Origin of the sequence: Paraburkholderia fungorum, from assembly GCF_046026025.1 — a bacterium.
Lineage (GTDB): Bacteria > Pseudomonadota > Gammaproteobacteria > Burkholderiales > Burkholderiaceae > Paraburkholderia > Paraburkholderia fungorum_E.
The window spans coordinates 1-19,726 of record NZ_JAQQFL010000040.1; the positions used below are offsets into that span (position 1 = coordinate 1).

Here is a 19,726-nt window from a genome sequence, read left to right on the forward strand (position 1 = left end):
CGAGCGCCTGGTACAGCGTGGCGAATTCACGCGTCAGCACCCCGATCGACCACGCGTCCGAGACGATGTGATGCATCGCGAAGTGCAGCACGTGCTCGTCTGGTGCGACGCGCACCAGCGACACCCGCAGCAGCGCGCCATGCTCCAGATCGAATGGCCGGCGCGACAGGTCCGACAGCAACGACTTCAGGCGGGTGTCCGTGTCCGATGTCGATGTCGATGTCGATGTCGATGTCGATGTCGATGTCGATGTCGATGTCGATGTCGATGCCAGATCGTATTCCGCCCACTCATACGGCGTGTCGTCGATCACCTGCCATGGCGTACCGTCAACGTCCTCGAAGTGGCATCGCAGCGACTCGTGACGCGCCGCGAGATGACCCAGGGCCCTCTGCGCGGACTCGATATCGAGTCGCCCGTCGAAACGGACCGCCGATACCATGTTGTAGCTCGCACTATCCGGCTCCAGTCGCCACAGGAACCACAACCGCTCCTGCGCGTACGACAGCGGAAAACGCTCGCCGCGCGGCGTAAGCGGCACGATCGGCAGACGGCCGGCGGGGATGCCCCGTTCAGCGAGACGCGCGCGAAATACCTCGCGCTTCGGCGCCGGCAATCCGGCATAAGCCTTCGATATCGCCAGCATTTCGTCGGCCATTCCGTTCATCGTCTCGCTCATCTTTGCCCTCGTGGACCGGCTTCACAAGCCGATCTGATATCCGTGCCGAACCGCTATCGAAGCGGGTCGGCAGTGTGTTTTTTGCAGCCGCTCTTCAGGTGCCGCGCGCTCAGCGCGTCGGTTCGACCGGCTGCCGGCGCTGTACTTCATCAGTTGCATCGTCCGCGTCCGCTACGTCCGTCATGTCCGCTACGTCCGTCATGTCCGCCACGTCCGCTACGTCCGTTACTTCCGCGGAGGGCCGCTGGAGCGTGCGCGATGCAGTCGCGCTGCTGTGCTGGGTCGCTGCCTGACCAGGATGCGTTTGCGCTGTCGCATGACTCGCCGCAACAGGCGGCATGTCGGTCTTCGCATCCACCTTGACTTCCGCCTTCGCCTGCGCCGCATTGCGCGCGCGCCGGCTCAGGAACGGACAGGCGTCCACCGCTGCAACATCGAGATCGTCGAGGAAGTACTGCTTCCATTCGAGATTGCCCGCGTCGCCGTAGAAGCCGAGATCCGGATGTGGCGGAACGTCGTCCCAACGACGCAGACGTTCGCGCACCTGATTGCGCGCCTGACGCCCGATCACCTTGTTCGTGATGGTGTCGACGAACACCGCGCGAGGCTGGAACAGCAGCACCATGCCGGGACCGAGATTGCGGCTATGGCGCTGAGCAAACGACGGACACGCGCACACCACGAACATCTGGATGCCGCCGAACGAAAACTCCCACTCCTCGTGCGACGGATCGGGCTGGTGGTCCGCTTCCGGATCGGGGTCCTGATCATGCAGAAATTGCAGGGTGTCCCAGAACAGATCGTGATACTCGTCGTGCGACAAAGGCTCGGCATCCGGCTCGAAGAAAATCGCGATGTTGTTGCGCCGGTACTCGGCACGCGACGCGAGCGCCGCGAAGGTCGCCATCGTCGCGGGCAGCGTGCTGGTGTCCTTCTCGTTGACGAACGCATAGAACATCTCGCCGCGCCGCTCGGCAATCGTGCCGAAGAAACACGGATACTCCGGGTGCATCACCTGGTCGCGCAAGGTCGCATACGACTCCGGCAACCACGCGGGCACATCGGTGAGCCCGAGCTGCGCGCCGAGAATCGTGCGTGAGCGCCAGTCGCTCACGCCGCGTGCTGCCGGGTCCTGCTGTTGGTCATCGATCTCAGCGGGCATGGCCCTCTCCAATGAAGACTCAGACATGGTGTTTTGCATATGGCGTTATGCCGTTGTGCTGCCGTTGTGCATCAGGCTCCGCGCATCTCCGCCCGGTCCACTGAGCCGGTCGACGCGCCTGCGTGCAGAAATCGCACGCAAACAGAGGCCCTCCGGCGTGCGCGAACGCATCCGTCGAGGGTGTCGGGTAAAACGAAAAATGCGAGTCTTGCCGTGCCGGCTTGCCCATCCGCGCGGCACGCTATCGCATCAGGTCATAAGCTCAGCTCATGACGTCACGGCGATTGCAGCGGCCGTCTCCGTGGGGGTTCTAGCGACGGGTGCCGTGCCGGCGTTGGCCGGCACCGGCCGCGTATCGGGCGGCAATTCGGCGATCCATTCGTCGGGGATGATCGGCTGGTGATAGGTGCACTCGGCGGACGTCACGGTCGAACCGTGCAGACGGCCATCGGGAATCAGCACCATGTCGCCGCGCGTCATTTGCAACTGCATGCCGACGTTGCCCCAGAAAATCATGTCGCCGCTTTCGATGACGACCAACCGGTGATCGTTATGCACATGCGTCGTCGAACACATTTCGCGCGGCTCGACGAAGGTTTCGCGATCGATATCGGGCCGTTCGGCGTTGATACGCTGATCGATGCCTTTGGCAAAGCGCACGTACTGGTCGATCGACGACAGCCAGCGCAGTTGTTCGCCGAGGTCCCAACGCGCGCGACTTGCGAGCTTGACGGCAGCGCCCCAGCCCTGGCCAAAGCGATACCGCCCTTGCGCGCCGTAACGCGCTTCGAGCTGAGCGAGCGCGGCGTCGAAACGGGCAACGAGCGATGCAAGCGGATCGGCGCCGACGTTGGCGCTTGCATCCCGGTTTGCATCCCGGTCCCCACTCGCATGCGCCGCGCCGCGCGGCGACGGCGCGACCAGATGGGGACAGGCTTCGGCCAGCGCCATCGAAAACGCCAGCGCTTCGGCTTCGGCGGCGAACGCTGCGCCCAGCAGCGCGAACGCACGGTCGGGCCGCGAGCCGAGGGCATACAGCAGGTTCACTTTCGCGAGGCTGGTCGGCAGGTAGAACTGCCAGTACGAATGTTCCCGGCGCGTGAGGCCGGTAAATCCAGCGACGCGCGCAAGCGACGCATCATTGGCGGCGTCATCGAGGATGGGACAGTTCGCACTACCGATCGCATCGAAATAGCCCGACGCCACCGCGCGCCCAACCGCGACATGGCGAGACGGCGCGAGGCTCCAGCGCTGGATCATCACGAAGCGCAGGCCCTCGGGCAGATAGTCGTTGCGCATCAGCGTGCCAAAAGCATCGCGCCAGAACGCGCTTTCCGCGTCGATCAGTTCGTGGAGACTTGCCCGGTATGCGTGCGCGTCGTGCTGGGACGACGCTTCATCGCCGACAAACGTGAACGCGTAGTTCTCGAGAAACGGCCGGATGCGGGCGCCGAGCACCTGATTGCGCTCGCTGTAATAGCCGTCGAAGCGCGCGAATTCGTCGGCGTCGACGCTGCGCGGCAGGCGTGCGATACCGGCTTCGTTGAGCGTCAGCAGCAATCGTTGCGATGCGAGCGACGGCAGACGGCTCACCGTTTCGGCCCGGATCGGCTTCTTGAACAGCAGGAAATCGAGGTCTTCCGGGCGCAACGGACGGCGATAAAAATCGTCGTCCAGTTCGAGCTCCTCGACCGCCGCGCTGCGAAAACCATCGTGCGCGGCAAATTCCTTGATCAACGGAAGTATCTCGTCTCGCTGATCAAGGTACGGCGAAAAATCAAAAAGCAGAGTTTGCTTGTCCACGCAGAATCTCCATGAAACGCACATTGATTGTGTGTCGATGACGTGGCTTCGTCAGGCGGCCGCGACGCGCCGTTCCGGCGTGCCGCGCTGCACGTGTGCTCCGGTCGCGCGACACAGGCTGTCGCTCACGAGCTCGATCACCGCATCGCGGTGCGTGTTGATAAAAAAGTGATCCGCGTCGAGCGACGTCAACTGAAACTCGCCAGTCGTTTCCCGCGACCACGCGGACACGCTCTGCGGGTCGTCGTCGAGAATCGGATCGACGGCGCCCGTGAAAGCATGCACGGGGCAGTGAAGCGGCACGCGCGAGCGGTATTCGTATGACCCGCACAGATGAAAATCGGCCCGCAGAAACGGCAGCACAAGCTCCATGAACTCGCGGTTTTCGAGCAGTTCGTCAGGCATGCCGTTGAGCGAGCGCACTTCGTCGATGAACGTTTCGTCAGGACAACTCAACCAATGTAGCTCCCGTTCCCGCCGCGATGGGGCCGTGCAGGCCGACGCGCCAAACCACACTGGCGAAACGCCATAGCCGGCCCTGACCGCATGGGCGAGTTCGATTCCGATGAGCGCGCCCATGCTATGGCCAAAGATTGCAAACGGCTCGTTCAGATGAGGCCGCATGTCCTCGACAAGCAACGCCAGCAGTTCAGGCCACCGGTGTATCGGCTGCATATTGCGACGTACGCCACGGCCCGGTATATGCAGCGGCGCCAGCCTGATCCAGGCCGGCAGACGTGAGGGCCACTCACGGTAAATCGTAGCGTTGCCGCCTGCATAAGGCAGACAGAACAACGTTACGGTGCGGCTGGAACCAACGGGCCGGGTCATACCGACGATCCTTAATGCGCTTGCGGCTGCGCAGCTTCCGGCGCCGCGCCACTGCCATCCATTGCCCGGCGCAAGCTGGCCGGCCGCATGTCGGTCCAGTGCTCCTCGATGTAAGCGAGGCACTCAGCCTTCTTCCCCTGCTTACCCACCGCCCGCCAGCCGCCTGGTATCTGCTTGTAGCCCGGCCAGATCGAATACTGTTCCTCTGCGTTGATCACTACCTCGAATTCAGCATTCTCATCATCCCAACTCATCGCGGCCCCCTGTCATTTCCGGCATGTCACACACTGTCCTTCCACTAATCGACAGCGTCCTATGCATTACGCAACAAAACTCATTTCATTTTCTAAATGAGAACCATTCGCAAACGCCCGTGAAAGTTAGGCTGTGCGAGCCCTCTTGTCAAGATTTTTGACGAACTTTCGTATCAATCGATCCGCCGCTTCGACCTCGACCCGACAACGCTGAAGAAGCGCCATGACCGCGTCCCTCCCCCTTTTTCATCGCTATATGCCAAGTAACTTGTCGCGTAATGAGAATCGTTTATACTTCGCGGCGATATTTACCCACTTAGGGCCACTGCGTGTTCGAGGTCCTTCGCGGTAACCCTGTGGATGCATAGTAGAAAGCCTGCGTGACGAATGCGTTACCGGGTTTTCATCGAAAACCGAGCGTCACGTCAACGGTCCGCGGTCATGCGCGGACTGTTGTCTTCTCCTGCCGAACCGTTCAATGAGACGAATATCCAGACGACATACACGTACCGGCATTGTTGTGATTCTCATCTTGCTGATCGCACTGGGCGTCTGGACATTTTTCCTTCGGGCCGTCGAACACGTCGATACAGTCAGCATTGGCCGGGGCGATATCGAGTCCAGTGTCACAGCCCTGGGGACGCTGCAGCCGCATAGCTATGTCGACATAGGCGCGCAGGCGTCGGGGGAAATCCGCCGCATCCACGTCCAGCCTGGCGACATGGTTCGCAAAGGACAGTTGCTGGTCGAGGTCGATCCCAGCATTCAGCAGGCCAAGGTCGACGTCGATCAGTCCGCGCTCGCCAGCCTGCGCGCGCAACTGGTCAGCGCCCAGGCCCAGCGCGAACTCGCGCAACAGCAGTATGACCGGCAGCGGCGCATGGCATCCGAGGGTTCGACACGCGACGAAGACTTGCAGACCGCGTACGCCACGCTGATGTCGGCGCGCGCCACGATCGACAACGTGCGGGCCCAGATCGATGGCGCGCAGTCCAACCTCAAAGGCGATGAAGCGCAGCTCGGCTATACGCGTATCTATGCGCCGATGAGCGGCACCGTCGTCACGCTCGATGCGCGCGAGGGACAGACTCTCAACGCCACCTATCAGACACCGACGATACTGCGGATCGCCGACCTGTCCACCATGACGGTGTGGACCCAGGTTTCCGAAGCCGACATCTTGCGGGTCAAGCCCGGCATGCCGGTCTATTTCACGACGCTGGGTTCGAGCGAGCGCCGTTGGACCGGCACGGTCCGGCAGATCCTGCCCGCGCCGCCGAACCAGGCCAGTTCGTCCAATAGCAACCAGCAAGGCAATCAGTCGACGGCCCAGCCCGCAGGCAAGGTGGTGCTGTACACGGTGCTTTTCGACGTTGCCAACGGCGACGCGCAACTCATGCCGCAGATGAGCGCTCAGGTCTTCTTCGTCGCGGCGAAAGCGCGGAACGTGATCGTCGCGCCACTTGCCGCGATGGCGTCGACGGCTGGACAACCAGGCGCTTACACGGCGCGGGTAGCACTGGATGGGCGCATTGTGACCCGCGAGGTGCGGATCGGCGTGCATGACCGCCTCAGCGGCGAGGTCCTGGCAGGACTGAAGGCCGGCGACCGGTTGGTCACCGGTGTGCGCCGAACGCGGGCCATCGACGGGAGATTTCAGTGGTAGCGGTTGACGGCACGACAGCCGCAGGCTCGGGCCCATCCCCACTGATCGAGCTACGGGATATCCGCAAGTCATACGGCGGCAAAACCGAGGGCCCTGACGGCAAGCCATTGCCGGCGGTCGATGTGCTGCGCGGCGTCAGTCTGTCCATCGCAGCGGGGGAGTTTGTCGCGATCGTCGGCGCATCGGGTTCGGGCAAGTCGACGCTGATGCACATTCTCGGATGCCTCGACCGCCCGAGCGCCGGGCGGTATCTGTTCGCCGGGCAGGACATCGCGGATTTCAACGCCGACGAACTGGCCTGGCTGCGTCGCGAGGCGTTCGGATTCGTCTTTCAGGGCTATCACCTGATCGCCACGGAATCGGCACGGGAAAATGTCGAGGTGCCCGCGATCTATTCCGGCGTGCCGGTCGCCGAGCGCGAAAAGCGCGCGGCAGCGCTGCTCACACGCCTGGGTCTCGGAGACCGGCTCGGCCATCGCCCCAGTCAGCTTTCCGGCGGACAGCAGCAGCGCGTTTCGATCAGCCGCGCGCTGATGAACGGCGGCCACATCCTGCTGGCCGACGAGCCGACGGGCGCACTGGATTCCCGCAGCGGCGCCGAGGTCATGCTTCTGCTGGAAGAACTCGCCGAAGCCGGACATACCGTCATCCTGATCACGCACGACCGCGAGGTCGCCGCGCGCGCGCATCGCACCATCGAGATCCGCGACGGCCAGATCATCGCCGACTCCACCGGCGGCCCGGTATCGAGCGGGCGGGCTTCGCTGGATGCCAGCACGTTTCTCGCCTCGATGGCCGACGGAGCCGCGCACACGGCGTCATTCATGGCCGACACGCATGAAGCGCTGCGCGCGGCATGGCGGGTTCTGTGGATCAACCGCTTCCGCACCCTGTTGACCCTGCTCGGCATCATCATCGGCGTGGCGTCGGTGATCGTCATGCTGGCCATCGGCGCCGGCACTGAGCACCAGGTGATCGAGAAAATGGCCAGCTTCGGAACCAACCGGATGTACGTGATACCGGGCGGCGACAATCCTCGCGGACCGGGCGGCACCCTCTCCGAAGCCGACGCCGATCTCGTTCGGCAGATGCCCAACGTCACCGCCTCGATGCCCTTTCTCCAGGGCAACGTCACCGTCCGCTACAGCAACATCGACGTGCAGGTGCCGGTGTGGGCGGTGACGGAGGACGCCTCGCGCGTGCTGAACTGGAAGACCAGCCGCGGCATCTTCTTCACCGGCACGGATGAACAGGAGCTCGCCACCGTGATTCTCCTTGGCAAGCGCGTACGCGAAAAGCTCTTTGGCAACACGGATTCCGTCAGCCACTATGTACTCGTCAATAACGTCCCCTTTCAGGTCATCGGCGAGCTCGAAGAAAAAGGCGCGACCTCCGGGGATTCCGACGACGACAACGTGGTCCTGATGCCGTTTTCGACCGGCGGCCGGCGGATACTCGGCACTACGAACCTCTCGTGGATTTCGGTCCTGGTCGACAGACTCGATCTTGCGGATCAGACCGCACAGCAAATCACCGATACGCTCGAAGGCAGTCACCATATCCGCGATTTTCAGGTATTCAATCGTGCAGCCTCGGTGAAAGCGCAGACCGAAACGCAAAACACGCTGACCCTGATGCTCGGCATGATCGCCGCCATTTCATTGCTCGTGGGCGGCATCGGCGTGATGAACATCATGCTCATGACGGTCAGGGAGCGCACCCGCGAGATCGGTATCCGGATTGCAACCGGCGCACGCCAGCGCGACATTCTGCGGCAGTTCCTGACCGAAGCAACGCTGGTTTCCGGCATCGGCGGCGTTCTTGGCGTTGTCTTCGGCCTGATGGTCGGCGCAGCCTTGATGGCCTGGAGTGTTCCCGCCATTTTCTCGGTGCGCGCCATTCTCGGCGCCTTCACCTGCGCGCTACTGACCGGACTGGTATTCGGCTTCATGCCGGCCCGCAAGGCCGCAAGCCTCGATCCTGTGATCGCACTGGCAAGCGAGTGAAGCGATGAAACACTGGATACCCGGCTTCATCATTCTCGGATTGTACGGATGCGGGACTCCCGCTCCCGTCGACAGCGGCATCACCCCGCCCGCGACATGGCAGTATTCACCGGCCGCCGCTGCGCACACCACCCCGGCCCGGACAGACTGGTGGACGGAGTTCGGCAATAGCGAACTGAACAGCCTTGTCAGGCAGGCGGACACGAACAGCTTCGACCTTGCGGCATCGATTGCGCGCGTCGAGCAGGCCCAAGCCAGTGCGCGGATCGCGGGTGCCGCACTGCTGCCTACCGTGTCGGGTTTTGCCGATGGCAGCAAGCAAGGCGGCCTGCTTGTCAGCGACACCGAGTTGGCCGGAACGGCCTTCGACCTCGGTCTCGCCGCCAGCTACGAACTCGACTTCTGGGGACGCAACCGTGCGCTTCGCGATGCGGCGCTCGCCAAACTTCGCGCCTCCACGTTCGACCGTGACACCGTAGCGCTCACCGTGAACGCTGACGTCACCAACACCTGGTTGCAGACCGTAGCATTGCGCGAACGATTCGGCATCGCCCAGGAAAACCTGAGGATTGCAAAGCAGATTCTCGCCACCGTCGAATCGCAGTTCAGGGCGGGGGCGGCAACGCCAATCGATCTTGCCCAGCAGCGTGCCGTTGTCGCCGCGCAGCGCCGTAGCGCCACCCTGCTCGGCCAGCAGGCAAACGACAGCCAGGCGACGCTTGCCGTGCTGCTCGGCATTCCGGTTTCACGCCTGCAGCTTTCGACAACGGCACTGGACGAACTGCGTATCCCGGGCACGGATGCCGGGGTACCTTCAGCGCTGCTGGTTCAGCGTCCCGACCTCGCGCGTGCCGAAGCACAGCTTCAGGCAGCCAGTGCGAATATCACGGCCGCGCGTGCCGCGATGCTGCCGGGCGTCACCTTGACAGGTTCAGTCGGGTTCGGTAACGACCGTATTCGTACGCTGTTCGACAACTCCCTATACAGCATCGCCGCGGGATTGACCGCACCGATCTTCAGTGGCGGATCACTCGCGGCGGGCCGCGATCTCGCCGTCTCGCAGAAAGAAGAACTGCTCGCCAATTACCGGCAGGCGATCATCGCCGCGTTCGGCGACGTCGAGCGCGCTCTCAATGCGGTCCAGGGGGTCGATGCGCAACGCACGGCGCAGGACGAAGAACTTAAGGAGGCGCGACGCGCCCTTGAACTGGCGCAGAGCCGGTATCGGGCTGGCGCGGAAACCTTGCTCGTCGTACTCGCCGCGCAGCAGACGCGATACCGCGCCGAGGATGAGAACGTTCAGTTGCGGCTGGCGCGTTTGCAGGGCGCGGTGGCGCTGTTCCGGGCGTTGGGTGGTGGCTGGCGCGAAGACGGGGCGCAAGCCGGAAGCGATCGTAGCGGGTGATGGTGGGTGATGGCGGGTGATGGGCCTTCTGCGCGAACGAGAAGTTTTACGCCTTGCGGTAAAATCGGGTTTTGATTCAAGCCGTCTGGCCGCCCCATGTCTTCAGCTCAAACTCCCAGTCCGCGCCGCGTATCCGTCGCGCCGATGATGGACTGGACCGATCGTCACTGCCGCTCGCTGCATCGCGTGATATCGCGCCATACGTGGCTCTACACCGAAATGGTCACGACCGGCGCGTTGCTGCACGGCGATGTGCCGCGCCATCTGGCGTTCACGCCCCACGAAGCGCCGGTTGCCTTGCAACTCGGCGGCAGCGAGCCTGCAGACCTCGCGCGGTCAGCCCGGTTGGGCGAGCAATGGGGCTATGACGAGATCAATCTGAACTGCGGCTGCCCGTCCGAGCGCGTGCAGCGCGGTGCGTTCGGCGCTTGTCTGATGAACGAGCCGCAACTCGTCGCCGATTGCGTGAAGGCAATGCGCGATGCCGTTTCAATACCGGTGACGGTCAAGCACCGGATCGGCGTCGATGCGGTCGAGGAATATGGTTTCGTGCGCGACTTCGTCGGCACGATCGCGGACGCCGGTTGCAACGTGTTCGTCGTGCATGCGCGCAATGCGATTCTCAAGGGCTTGAGTCCGAAAGAAAACCGCGAGATTCCGCCGCTCAAATACGACTACGCGTATCAGTTGAAGCGCGACTTCCCGCATCTGGAGATCATCATCAATGGCGGCATCAAGACGCTCGATGAAGTGGAGACGCATCTCCAGCACGTCGACGGTGTGATGCTCGGGCGCGAGGCTTATCACAACCCTTATGTGCTGGCCGATGTCGATGCACGCTTCTATGGCGCGACGGATGCACCACTCACGCGCGAACAGGTCGAGGCGAAGCTGATCGAATACTGCGCGGCTGAAATGGCGCGCGGCACGTACCTTGGTGCGATCACGCGCCATGCGCTTGGCCTCTATCGCGGGGAAGCCGGCGCACGTGGATGGCGTCGTGTGTTGTCAGATAGCAAACGTCTGGCGGCACGCGATCTGGGCATCTTCGACGAAGCAAGACAGCATCTGCGTGAGCCCGTCGGAATTTTTGAATAAAGGACTAGGCAAACGGGATTCTTGTTCGTATAATCTCGTTTCTTCATCGGCGAGCCAAGTTTCTCAGCAATGAGTCGCTTAGCAAGTCAAGCAGATGTCAGTGGTGGCTGTAGCTCAGTTGGTAGAGTCCAGGATTGTGATTCCTGTTGTCGTGGGTTCGAGCCCCATCAGCCACCCCAAGAATTCAAGCAGTAAAAGTTTGATCAAACGGCGTTGTGAGAAATCACAACGCCGTTTTTGTTTTTGCATTGCGACTCATCGGGAAACACGTCGTCACGCCAACGCCTCAAAACAAAACCCCGCCGAAGCGGGGTTTTCAATTGGGAAAGAGTCAGTCGATCAAGCCAGCCTCACTTCAAGGCGTCTGCCAAGAACAGCAAACGCGGACTCGACCATCTCGATCTTCGATGAATGACGGAAATTCAAAAGACGATCGACCTGCACCTGATTGACCTTCAATCGGCGCGCCAACTCCGCCTTACGTACGTTCTGCAGCAGCATCTCGTTTGCAAGCAAAACCTTCGAAGTTACGAGCGCAGGAAGCGTTATGACGCGCTGGCCGCGCTTTGCCCTGGACGGCAATGGGATGGACCGCTTCTCCGAAAAGTAGATCTCAAGCGCAGCCTCCAATGCGTCAAGGGCTTGCACGGATGCATCATCTTCGTTCTCTCCAACGGTGATCGCTTCAGGCACGTCCGGAAACGTGACGAGGAGCGTGCCATTGGAATCCGGCGTCAGCTCGATGGGGTACGACAACATTACGATTCTCCAGTGGGACTGCCTCAGGCAAAACACAAAGCTCGCGAGTATCGGAAGAGGCCCTCTCGGCCTCTCCTGCTCATTCAATTGATACCAAGCTGCCTCTTGATCGCCGCGACGAGATGGGTACCCATTTCTCTGGCGCCGTGATCCGGAAAGATAGTTGTCTTGCCGTTGAGCGTAACCCGGTAGTGACTTGAACCGCTCCTGTGCTTTTCGAATGTCGCACCTTGCTTCCTCAGCCACTTCCTAAACTCGCTGTACTTCATGTTCCTCCTCTTGTTTGAGCAAGACGAGGGAAATTACAACACAAATGTTGTACCCAAAAAACCAAAAACACAACACTTAAGTTGTATTAAACGAGATGTAAAAAGGCGTAAACGGAAATTGCCGCGAGGCAATAGGCGCAAGACGCACCAGCAGGCGCTGCGCCCATGAGGCGGCACTGCGGTGCAAGTCAGTGCAAGTGCAATGCTGACTGCCGACACCCGTAGCGTCGAACCGGGCTAGGGCGACATCAGAAACCACCATAACCGCCCCGCCAACCCGGTTTTCAGCCGCAAAAACCGCTTGGCCGGCGGGGTCAGACCATCGCTGACGCCCGCCGTATATACGTTTGGCGGATTATTTCAGTGGCGAGAATAGTAATTTCAGATTATCGGTACAAATTTTCAATAGTAGGGGTATACACTGCCTTCCATCGACGTTGCAGACACACCCCTACCGGCTCCTGCGACGCCTTCCTGAAATGAAATCGAAACTTATCGGAGTCACACCATGAAGACCAAGCTCATCGCCGCCCTGCTGGTTGCTGTTTCTGCCTCGATCGCTGCTCCCGCATTCGCTAGCGGCTACGGCCCGGCACCGTTCTATCGTCCGGCAGTTGGCGCGCCGGCTTCGCAACAAGGTCAAAGCGCGCAAACCGTCGCAGCTGAACGTGCTAACGCCGAATCGAATGCATACGGTGGCGTGAACACCGTGTCGTCGCAATCGGGTACGCGTGCACCGGCTTCGTCGGGTCCGCAATCGGTTTTCTTCGGCCACTAATCTGTCGCTGTTGAAGGCTGCCGTTCACAAGACGGCAGCCGAACTGGGCGCCGCGCATGCAGCAATGCATGCCGGCGCCCAGTTCCGTTTACCGTGCGACGGCAGCAGCCGCCGCGCCCGCGACATCGAGCCCCGACCCTTGCTTCGTCACGCCTGTCCCTGCTCCCCTTCCGGCGATTCGCAGAACCGGATTCGGTTACCGAACGGATCGACCGTCTCCAGCACTTTCCCCCACGGCACCTCTTCAACGCCCGGTTTGCCGTACTTGTAGTCTTTGCGCTGCAGTTCGGCATGCAACGCGTCGATGCCCTGCATCGGCACGAAAATCGTCGAGCCCGGCGTCGCGTCGCCATGATGCTCGCTCAAGTGCAAAATCAGGTCGGAACGGCGCACCTGCGCGTAGAGCGGGAAATTGGCCTCGAAGCGGTGTTCCCAGTCGACGGTGAAGCCGAGAAAGTCCACGTAAAACTCTCTGGCCTTCTCTTCAGAAAAAATACGGATGATTGGAATAGCGCGCGCCAGGTGCATTGCGGTCCCCAACAAGTCGATGTGAAACCGTCAGCTTAATCGAATGAACTTGCGGGTTCCGGCGTCTACGGTTATCCGGTGAGACCGGCATCGATCGTTTCGCGCGCCGCCTTGAAGCCCGCCTGCGCCGCGGCACGCTCGGTGGACCATAAGGTGTCGATGTGGACGAGCCGCCAGTCGACCAACACCGCGTCATCGCGCAACACCCGAAAATGCGCCTTCACGCCGCTCAGCACCTGTTCGACCGCGACTTCGATGTCGTAGTCCTGATAGCGCTCCTGATAGTCGCCCATGTCGAGGCCCTTCGGCTCCATGATCGCCTCCTTGCGGGGTTCCGTGCCCAGGGTGAAATTCCGCGCGGCCACACCCGTCCGCCGGGCCGTCGTTACGGCACGAAGTATTGACTGGCAAGCCTGCATCCGACGACTAGTCGCAATCGCCAGAAAGGTACTGCCGGCCGCTAACGGTAATCTCGACTTCGCCGCTGCCCACTTCGGCGGCAAGCCCGTTCGCCAGCAGTTCCGCCGCGACGGACTGCGCAAACTTTGGCACGGGCTGTCCAACGCCGACATCGTTCAGGCGCCGCAAAGCTTCAACCGCTTCAGGGCTTAATGACTTCGACATGGCCGTCTCCGTCGTGATGCTGAATTTATCGTAGCAAGTTTCGCGGCCGAACGCAGGGGCGTGTCGAGATAGGGGCGTTACGTGCCCCGGGGAAGGTCACCCGTGCGGCCAACGCGAAATAGCGTTGGCGCGCACGACGGTGCATAGGTGCAAGCGGTGGGGAAAGGCGTGAACGGTGCAGCAGGACTTACAGACGCGCGATCGACACCTCGGTCGACTTCACGAGCGCGACCACCTCCGAGCCGACCTTCAGGTCCAGTTCGTCGACCGAACGCGTGGTAATCACCGAGGTGACGATGCCGAAGGGCGTGTCCACATCGACCTCGGACACTACCGGTCCGCGGATGATTTCCTTGACCTTGCCTTTGAACTGATTGCGTACGTTGATTGCGGAAATGGTCATATCGGGTGACTCCAGAAAAGCGATTGAAAACGGTCAGTCAAGGGATGTCAGACGGCCCAGCGGACGTCTGTCGGCCGCGTGAGGCGGCCCTCGTCACGTGTGTCGTAAGCGCGATGGGACAGCGCGTCGTCATTCGGCGCCGTCTTCAGTACGCGTTGCAACACATGTTCTTCCAGCGCGGCGAAACCGGCCGATGCACGCGCCCGCGGACGCGTCAGCGGCACCGGCTGATCGAGCGCGATGCGCCCGTCTTCGATCAGCAGAATCCGGTCGCCCAGCGCGACGGCTTCATGCACGTCGTGCGTCACCAGCAGCGCGGTAAATTGATGTTCGCGCCACAGCCGTTCGATCAGCGCGTGCATTTCGATGCGCGTCAGCGCGTCGAGCGCGCCGAGCGGTTCGTCCAACAGCAGCAATTGCGGCCGATGCACCAGCGCACGCGCCAGCGCCACCCGCTGACGCTGACCGCCGGAAAGCTGCGCGGGCCAGTCGTTGGCGCGCTCCAGCAAACCGACTTCGGCGAGCACGGCGCGCGCATCCTCACGCGCACTGCGGCCGAGGCCGAGCATGACGTTTTGCAGCACGCTCTTCCAGGGCAAGAGCCGCGCGTCCTGGAACATGATGCGAGTGTCCAGCGGCCGGCCGTCTTCGGTACGCTTTTCGAGCACGCCCGAGGTGGCCTTTTCCAGACCCGCGACGAGGCGCAGCAAGGTCGATTTCCCGCAGCCGCTGCGCCCGACGATGGCGACAAAGCTGCCGCGCTCGATCGACAGATCAAAATCGGACAACACCTTGCGCTCGCCGTACTGCTTGCCGACGCCGCGCAACTCGACTGAATAATCGGCGGAGCGGCGCGCGTCGTTGCGAGCGGATGCGCCCGTCGCCGAGGGTACGATGCCCACGCGCTGATCGCGTTGGCGATCATGCGAGGGATCGGCCCGATCGAAGCCGGCGGCCTCATCCGTGTCGTGATCGATGGTGCGCGGTTGCGCCAGTTCGGCCTCGAGATCGCTGCCCGCGATGCCGCCGAACGACGCCGCCAAGGTGGTTGCGCTCATACTTTCGCTCCTCGTTGATAGGCCGGATGCCAACGCAGCGACACGCGCTCGAGACTCTTGGCCAGCACGTCGGCGAGTTTGCCGAGCCCCGCGTACAGCAGGATGCCGACCACCACCACATCGGTTTGCAGGAATTCGCGTGCGTTCATCGTCATGTAGCCGATGCCGGACTGCGCGGAAATGGTTTCGGCAACGATCAAGGTCACCCACATCAGCCCGAAGGCGAAACGCACGCCGACCAGAATCGACGGCAACGCGCCGGGTAGGACCACGTGCCGGTAGAGCGAAAAACCCTTCACGCCGTAACTGCGCGCCATTTCGATCAGATTGGCATCGACCGAGCGGATGCCGTGGAACGTGTTCACGTAGATCGGGAAAAACACACCCAACGCGACGAGAAATACCTTTGCCTCTTCCTCGATACCGAACCACAGGATCACGAGCGGGATCATCGCCAGCGCGGGAATGTTGCGGACCATCTGTACGGTCGAATCGAGCGCGACTTCGACGGGTTTGAACAGCCCCGTTGCGAGGCCGAGCACGAGTCCGATGCCGCCGCCGATCGCAAACCCCGACACCGCTCGCCATGTGCTGACCTTCACGTCGGCCCACATTTCGCCGGACTGGATCAGCGACCATGCGGCCTTCACGACCGCGAGCGGTTCGGGTAGCACGCGTGTCGAGAGAATGCCGCTGCGCGCCGCGAATTCCCATGCCAGCAGAATCGCCAGCGGCGCGAGCCACGGCGCAAGATGCGCACCGATGCGACGCAAGACCGCGAGACTCGCGCTTGAACGCGCACGTGTTTTCACGTCCGCATTGGCGCCTGCACTCGCGTTCGCGTGCGCATCGACCTCGACGCGCACACCGGTGTGCGAGCCCTGTTCCGCGCTCACAGTGGATTGAGCCATGATGATGTCCTCATTGCTTAACCGTTAAGCGTTCTTGCCGAACCGAGCGATGCGCTCAGCTCGAACTCGCCGCTTTCGGCAGATAATTGTTGCCGACGATCTCGCCGAACGGACCCGACAGCGGACCGCCCGCGGTCTTGATCTGACGGCCCGGCAGCAACGGGAACACCAGTTCGGCGAAGCGGTACGACTCTTCGAGATGCGGATAGCCGGACAGGATGAACGTGTCGATGCCGAGCGCCGCGTATTCGTTCATCAGCGCCGCCACCTGTTCGGGATTGCCGACCAGCGCCGTCCCCGCGCCGCCGCGCACCAGCCCCACGCCCGCCCACAGGTTCGGATAAACCTCGAGTTCGGCGCGCCCGCCGCGCTTGCCGCCGTGCAATGCGGCCATGCGGCGCTGTCCTTCGGAATCCATCTTCGAGAACGAAGCCTGTGCACGCGAAATGGTTTCGTCGTCGAGCTTGCTGATCAGCTTGTCCGCGGCGGCCCATGCCTCTTCCTCGGTCTCGCGCACGATGACGTGCAGGCGAATGCCGAACTTGATCGTGCGGCCCCGCGCTTCGGCACGGGCGCGAATGTCGGCGATCTTCTTCGCGACGGCCGCGGGCGGCTCGCCCCACGTCAGATACGTGTCGATGTGATCGCCCGCGATGTCGTGCGCAGCCGCCGACGAGCCGCCGAACCACAGCGGCGGATGCGGGTTCTGCACCGGCGGGTACAGCGCCTTGCCGCCTTTCGAGGTCAGATGCTTGCCCTCGAAATCGATCGCATCGTTGGTATGCGCGGCGGTGAGCAGCTTGCGCCAGATATGCAGGAACTCGTCGGTGATTTCATAGCGCGTGTCGTGATCGACGAATACGCCGTCGCCTTCCAGTTCGGCCGAATCGCCGCCGGTCACGACATTGATCAAGAGACGTCCATTCGACAGCCGGTCGAAGGTCGCCGCCATGCGCGCCGCCAGACCCGGCGACGAAATCCCCGGACGGATCGCCACCAGAAACTTCAGACGTTTGGTCGCGGCAATCAGGCTCGACGCGACCACCCATGCGTCTTCGCACGAGCGGCCGGTCGGCAGCAGCACGCCCTCGTAGCCGAGCGTATCGGCGGCGACGGCGATCTGCTGGAAGTAGTCGTAATCGGCTGCGCGTGCGCCTTGGGACGTACCGAGATAGCGGCTGTCGCCGTGAGTCGGAATGAACCAGAACACATTCATTTGCTGCTCCTGCTTGTTCGAAACTGGATTAAATGGAGACGTGTGTCACGACGAGGGACGCTGCGTCGGGCGAAAGCGCGCGCGTCGCTGGTCGCGCGCCACCAGCCGTGCGCCACTAGCCGTGCGCCACTAGCCGCGCGCAGCCATCCGGCACGAGAGCCGGGGATGCAAACGCAAGAAAGGACTGAAATACGGCAGTGAGGCGCGGATTAGTTCCGACAGCACAGCCACGAGCGCGCGTGCGTCATGGGGTAATTGAAGATCGGCATCAGGCAGGACATCGCGACGGCTTCCCTCGACCAAACGTGCGCGTGATGCGCTCGATTAAACAGGCTGAAAAACAGACTGAAACAGGTTTAAGCAGGCGACGGCGGCAAACGCCGTCTGTATGGAGAAACAGTCTATGGATCGGGGCCCGGCTTTTGAACGATTTTTTTTAGCTTAGGTTTTCCACTTTCGTGATTAGCCCGACGCTAAAGCATACGGATGTTGCAGCTTACCCACGCTGGAAGCGGGTTGCCCCTCTATATAATGGCGCCACGTTTCCAATAATCCGATGCAGGCCGCGCAAACCACGCCGCCTGAGCTCTCGCGGTGCAATGCATGCAAAAACTCATCCTGCCGTTCGTCTCCGGCTTCCTGGCTTCCCTGTTCTTTCATGAATCGACCCTGGCGCTGCTGCACGCGGCCGGGCTGATCGACCCAACCGGTTTTTCGACCGCGCCGTTTTTACCGCTCGGGCTGCCCGAGTTCATCGCCAACGCAATCTGGAGCGCGTTCTGGGCGGTGCTGATGGCATGGCTGTTGCGCGTGGCGCCCGAGCGGCGCGCGCCATGGGTGCCCGCCTTCGTATTCGGCGGCATTGCCTTGACGGCGGCGAGCGTGTTCGTGGTCGATCCGCTGCGCGGCATCTGGCCGAGCGGCAACATGCTGCCGCGTCTCGCGGTGGGTTTCGCGGCGAACGCGATGTGGGGCTGGGGCGCGCTGGTGTTCATGCGCGCGTTCATGGCGAGCGAAGACGAAGACTGAGCGCCTTGCGTCCTGCTCGCGAGCTTATGCCGGTCTGGCGACCGGCATGGGTCCTGCTGGGGCGTTATCGCTGCTGCCCCGTCTCGCTCAAGACCGCAAATCGCGTAACGGGTGTTCGTTTGCCGGCCACGGGCTTTGGAACATCTTCGCCACATCGGCGGCGCCCACGTCTTCAATGCGCGCAAAACGCCAGCGCGGCGCGTTGTCCTTGTCGATGATGCGCGCGCGAATCCCTTCGATCGTGTCGCCCTGCTCAAAGCTCGTGCGCGTCAGATCGAGATCGCCGCGCAACACGTCCGCCATCGAACCCTCGGCACGCGTCACCACTTCCAGCGATACAGCCATCGACAGCGGCGAACGTTCGCGCAACACACCTATCGTCTGCTCGGCCCACTCGGCGGCGTCGCCACCCTGCTCGCGTTCCTGCTCCAGCGAAGCGAGAATTCGCGCCACCTCGGGCAAGGCGAAATGCCGGTCGATCAACGCACGTATGCTCGCGAGCGGCGCGGCATCGGGCTGCGGCGCGACCTGATGCGCAGCGGTCTCGCGCTCGATACACGCCACCACGTCCGCGCCACGTTCGAACAGTTCGGTGCGCAGCGTGTCGACCAGCGCCGGCAAGGCCGTGTCGTCGATGTAGGCGTCGGCGAGACCTGCGTAGAGCGCGTCGGCGGCGCCGATCGTCTCGCCGGTGACCGCCAGATAACGGCCGAGCGCGCCCGGCGTGCGCGCCAGAAACCAGCTTGCGCCGACATCGGGAAAGAGGCCGATGCGGGTCTCGGGCATCGCCATCTTCGTCGAATTCGTCACCACCCGCAGGCCGCCGGTACGATGCGCGCCCTGTGAAATCCCCATGCCGCCGCCCATCACGACGCCGTTCATCAACGCGATGTACGGCTTCGGGTAGGTGAAGATCGCGTGATTGAGCCGGTATTCCTCGGTGAAAAACGCATCACGCGCGTCCTGCCCGCCACGCTGCGCCGACTCGTATAGAAAGCGGATATCGCCGCCCGCGCAAAACGCGCGCGGATGCCCGCTGCGCACCACCACGGCCAGCACGTCGGGATTTTCGCGCCACTGATCGAGCGCCGCGTGCATCGCGCGAATCATGCCGGTGGACAGCGCGTTGAGCGCCTTCGGCCTTTCCAGTTCGATGAAACCGATGCGGTTGGCTACGTAGGTCGCGACTTCGTCGCTGACAGCGGGTGAGGCGGAAATGGACATGGAGAGCCAGGCGCGATGGCGCA

At 62.4% G+C, this 19,726-nt stretch carries 21 protein-coding genes and 1 tRNA gene; 7 read left to right on the top strand and 15 right to left on the bottom strand.

Annotated features, from left to right (window positions below):
• From PQR67_RS32200 to PQR67_RS32220, 5 genes are all read right to left on the bottom strand, one after another.
• Positions 1 to 679 (bottom strand): condensation domain-containing protein (locus PQR67_RS32200; protein ID WP_408466852.1); only part of this gene is annotated, 679 nt, incomplete at its 3' end.
• 109 nt (positions 680 to 788) lie between these two features.
• The gene (locus tag PQR67_RS32205) at positions 789 to 1,841 is read right to left on the bottom strand and encodes a YqcI/YcgG family protein (RefSeq protein WP_408466853.1); all 1,053 of its coding nucleotides are present in this window, start codon (positions 1,839 to 1,841) and stop codon (positions 789 to 791) included.
• Positions 1,842 to 2,108: 267 nt separating this feature from the next.
• Positions 2,109 to 3,644 carry a cupin domain-containing protein gene (locus PQR67_RS32210; protein ID WP_408466854.1) on the bottom strand — a complete coding sequence of 512 codons (1,536 nt, stop codon included), beginning with the start codon at positions 3,642 to 3,644 and terminating at the stop codon, positions 2,109 to 2,111.
• Between the two features lie 51 nt (positions 3,645 to 3,695).
• Positions 3,696 to 4,475 (bottom strand): thioesterase II family protein, encoded by a 780-nt coding sequence (locus PQR67_RS32215; protein WP_408466855.1) that lies wholly within the window; start codon positions 4,473 to 4,475, stop codon positions 3,696 to 3,698.
• An 11-nt stretch (positions 4,476 to 4,486) separates the two neighbouring features.
• Positions 4,487 to 4,729 (bottom strand): MbtH family protein, encoded by a 243-nt coding sequence (locus tag PQR67_RS32220; RefSeq protein ID WP_408466856.1) that lies wholly within the window; start codon positions 4,727 to 4,729, stop codon positions 4,487 to 4,489.
• A 478-nt stretch (positions 4,730 to 5,207) separates the two neighbouring features.
• On the opposite strand from PQR67_RS32220, the gene PQR67_RS32225 reads away from it, so the two are divergent.
• From PQR67_RS32225 to PQR67_RS32245, 5 genes are all read left to right on the top strand, one after another.
• A complete protein-coding gene (locus tag PQR67_RS32225; RefSeq protein ID WP_408466857.1) occupies positions 5,208 to 6,395 on the top strand; it encodes an efflux RND transporter periplasmic adaptor subunit in 1,188 nt (395 codons plus the stop codon).
• Entirely contained in the window at positions 6,389 to 8,401 is a 2,013-nt protein-coding gene (locus PQR67_RS32230; protein WP_408466858.1) for a MacB family efflux pump subunit, read from the top strand. Before PQR67_RS32225 ends, PQR67_RS32230 begins: the two co-directional genes overlap by 7 nt.
• A gap of 4 nt (positions 8,402 to 8,405) precedes the next feature.
• The gene (locus PQR67_RS32235) at positions 8,406 to 9,806 is read left to right on the top strand and encodes an efflux transporter outer membrane subunit (protein ID WP_408466859.1); all 1,401 of its coding nucleotides are present in this window, start codon (positions 8,406 to 8,408) and stop codon (positions 9,804 to 9,806) included.
• A gap of 96 nt (positions 9,807 to 9,902) precedes the next feature.
• Complete coding sequence (gene dusA / locus PQR67_RS32240; protein ID WP_408466860.1) at positions 9,903 to 10,904, top strand: tRNA dihydrouridine(20/20a) synthase DusA; 1,002 nt, start codon at positions 9,903 to 9,905, stop codon at positions 10,902 to 10,904.
• Positions 10,905 to 11,007: 103 nt separating this feature from the next.
• A tRNA-His gene (locus PQR67_RS32245) sits at positions 11,008 to 11,083 on the top strand.
• A gap of 160 nt (positions 11,084 to 11,243) precedes the next feature.
• On the opposite strand, the gene PQR67_RS32250 is transcribed toward PQR67_RS32245, so the two are convergent.
• Positions 11,244 to 11,663, bottom strand: a complete 420-nt coding sequence (locus tag PQR67_RS32250) for a type II toxin-antitoxin system HicB family antitoxin (RefSeq protein WP_408466861.1) — start codon at positions 11,661 to 11,663, stop codon at positions 11,244 to 11,246.
• Between the two features lie 83 nt (positions 11,664 to 11,746).
• On the bottom strand, positions 11,747 to 11,932 hold the full coding sequence (locus PQR67_RS32255) for a type II toxin-antitoxin system HicA family toxin (RefSeq protein ID WP_408466862.1): 186 nt from the start codon (positions 11,930 to 11,932) through the stop codon (positions 11,747 to 11,749).
• A gap of 508 nt (positions 11,933 to 12,440) precedes the next feature.
• Between PQR67_RS32255 and PQR67_RS32260 the strand changes: the two genes are divergently transcribed.
• Complete coding sequence (locus PQR67_RS32260) at positions 12,441 to 12,710, top strand: hypothetical protein (RefSeq protein ID WP_408466863.1); 270 nt, start codon at positions 12,441 to 12,443, stop codon at positions 12,708 to 12,710.
• 147 nt (positions 12,711 to 12,857) lie between these two features.
• On the opposite strand, the gene PQR67_RS32265 is transcribed toward PQR67_RS32260, so the two are convergent.
• The 7 genes from PQR67_RS32265 to ssuD form a co-directional block, all read right to left on the bottom strand.
• Positions 12,858 to 13,238, bottom strand: coding sequence for a glyoxalase superfamily protein (locus PQR67_RS32265; protein WP_408466864.1), 381 nt, complete (start codon positions 13,236 to 13,238; stop codon positions 12,858 to 12,860).
• Positions 13,239 to 13,309: 71 nt separating this feature from the next.
• On the bottom strand, positions 13,310 to 13,552 hold the full coding sequence (locus PQR67_RS32270) for a DUF6566 family protein (RefSeq protein WP_408466865.1): 243 nt from the start codon (positions 13,550 to 13,552) through the stop codon (positions 13,310 to 13,312).
• A gap of 112 nt (positions 13,553 to 13,664) precedes the next feature.
• Positions 13,665 to 13,862, bottom strand: a complete 198-nt coding sequence (locus PQR67_RS32275) for a hypothetical protein (RefSeq protein WP_120343981.1) — start codon at positions 13,860 to 13,862, stop codon at positions 13,665 to 13,667.
• A 187-nt stretch (positions 13,863 to 14,049) separates the two neighbouring features.
• Complete coding sequence (locus tag PQR67_RS32280; protein WP_028198179.1) at positions 14,050 to 14,265, bottom strand: TOBE domain-containing protein; 216 nt, start codon at positions 14,263 to 14,265, stop codon at positions 14,050 to 14,052.
• Positions 14,266 to 14,312: 47 nt separating this feature from the next.
• Complete coding sequence (locus PQR67_RS32285) at positions 14,313 to 15,323, bottom strand: ATP-binding cassette domain-containing protein (protein ID WP_408466866.1); 1,011 nt, start codon at positions 15,321 to 15,323, stop codon at positions 14,313 to 14,315.
• Positions 15,320 to 16,234: an aliphatic sulfonate ABC transporter permease SsuC gene (gene ssuC, locus PQR67_RS32290; RefSeq protein WP_408466867.1), complete on the bottom strand. Its 915-nt coding sequence runs from the start codon at positions 16,232 to 16,234 to the stop codon at positions 15,320 to 15,322. Before ssuC ends, PQR67_RS32285 begins: the two co-directional genes overlap by 4 nt.
• Positions 16,235 to 16,289: 55 nt before the next feature.
• Positions 16,290 to 17,450 (bottom strand): FMNH2-dependent alkanesulfonate monooxygenase, encoded by a 1,161-nt coding sequence (gene ssuD, locus PQR67_RS32295; protein WP_408466868.1) that lies wholly within the window; start codon positions 17,448 to 17,450, stop codon positions 16,290 to 16,292.
• A gap of 603 nt (positions 17,451 to 18,053) precedes the next feature.
• Here ssuD and PQR67_RS32300 point away from each other — a divergent pair.
• Positions 18,054 to 18,479, top strand: coding sequence for a hypothetical protein (locus PQR67_RS32300; RefSeq protein WP_408466869.1), 426 nt, complete (start codon positions 18,054 to 18,056; stop codon positions 18,477 to 18,479).
• 87 nt (positions 18,480 to 18,566) lie between these two features.
• On the opposite strand, the gene PQR67_RS32305 is transcribed toward PQR67_RS32300, so the two are convergent.
• Positions 18,567 to 19,703, bottom strand: a complete 1,137-nt coding sequence (locus PQR67_RS32305; RefSeq protein WP_408466870.1) for an enoyl-CoA hydratase/isomerase family protein — start codon at positions 19,701 to 19,703, stop codon at positions 18,567 to 18,569.
• Between the last annotated feature and the right edge of the window lie 23 nt (positions 19,704 to 19,726).